Here is a 1,123-nt window from a genome sequence, read left to right as displayed (position 1 = left end):
AGACGGAGGCCCCCGGGGCGATCGTGCCGTTCCAGCCGGTGTCCTCGACGGTGACGGTCTGGCCCGACTGGGACCAGACGCCGTCCCAGCCCTGGGACAGGCGCTGGTTCCCGGCGTAGGCGTAGGTGAGGGTCCAGCCGCTGGCCGCGGTCGAACCGGTGTTGGTGATGGTGAGGTCGGCGGTGAAGCCCGAACCCCAGTCGTTGGTGGAGTACCCGACCTCGCAGGCGAAGTCGGCCGCGGCGGCCGTTCCCTGCGTGAGGCCGCCCGCGCCCAGGGCGGTGGCGGCCAGGACCCCTGCCGAGAACAGGGCTCCGCGTCTGCGTCTCGGTGGGGGGGTGGTGCGGCTCATGGGGTGAGTCCTTTCGGAGGTTGCCGAGCCCGTACGGCGTGCGCGACGGGGTCGATGCGACCGGAGGCGACGCCCGTCCTGACGTCCGAACTCTTGGAAGCGCTCCCACTGACTGAGGGGAAGGTAGCGCCAGTCGGGGCGGGCCGCCAGGGTTTCGTTCAAGAAATGTGTCGGCAAGGCGACCTGACGCCGCAGTTAGGACACGACAATCACGCCATCGACACGAGCCGCGTCAAAGCTCTTGACGCATATGCGACTTGGTCACATCCTTGGGAGCGCTCCCACTGACTCTTCACTCGCGACCACGAACGCACGCGCAGTCTCCAGGTGAACGAGAGCTCCAGGTGAACGAGAAGCCGCAAGGAGGGACCGCAACCATGCGTGTTCGCAGACGAGCACCGGCCGGAACGCCGCCGCCCGCGCCGCGGGAGCGCCGCCGAAGGAGCGCCGCGCGCCGGGGTCGCATCGCCGCCGCCCTGGCCATGGCGCTTCCCCTGACCCTGCTGGCCGGGGTCAACTTCACCGCACAGGCGGCCGATCCGGCCTGCGAGGTGGAGTACAGCGCCAACGACTGGGGTGCGGGCTTCACCGCCAGCCTCATCCTCACCAACGAGGGCACCGCCCCGATCGACGGCTGGACCCTCACCTACTCCTATGCCGGGAACCAGCGCCTGTCCGAGGGCTGGAACGGCGTCTGGTCCCAGTCGGGCCAGGCGGTCACCGTCGAGGACACCGGCTGGAACGGCACGATCGCCCCGGGGGCCTCCGTCT

The 1,123-nt window shown here is 70.0% G+C and carries 2 protein-coding genes; one reads left to right on the top strand and one right to left on the bottom strand.

The features are described from left to right. On the bottom strand, window positions 1–352 hold a 352-nt coding region (locus DEH69_RS00760), incomplete at its 3' end, for a cellulose binding domain-containing protein (protein WP_181727197.1). Between the two features lie 377 nt (window positions 353–729). Here DEH69_RS00760 and DEH69_RS00755 point away from each other — a divergent pair. After that, on the top strand, window positions 730–1,123 hold a 394-nt coding region (locus tag DEH69_RS00755; RefSeq protein WP_181727196.1), incomplete at its 3' end, for a cellulose binding domain-containing protein.

Origin of the sequence: Streptomyces sp. PT12 (assembly GCF_003311645.1) — a bacterium.
Lineage (GTDB): Bacteria > Actinomycetota > Actinomycetes > Streptomycetales > Streptomycetaceae > Streptomyces.
The sequence above is the reverse complement of the archived record's forward strand: the minus strand, read 5'-3'. Positions and strand labels throughout refer to the sequence as shown.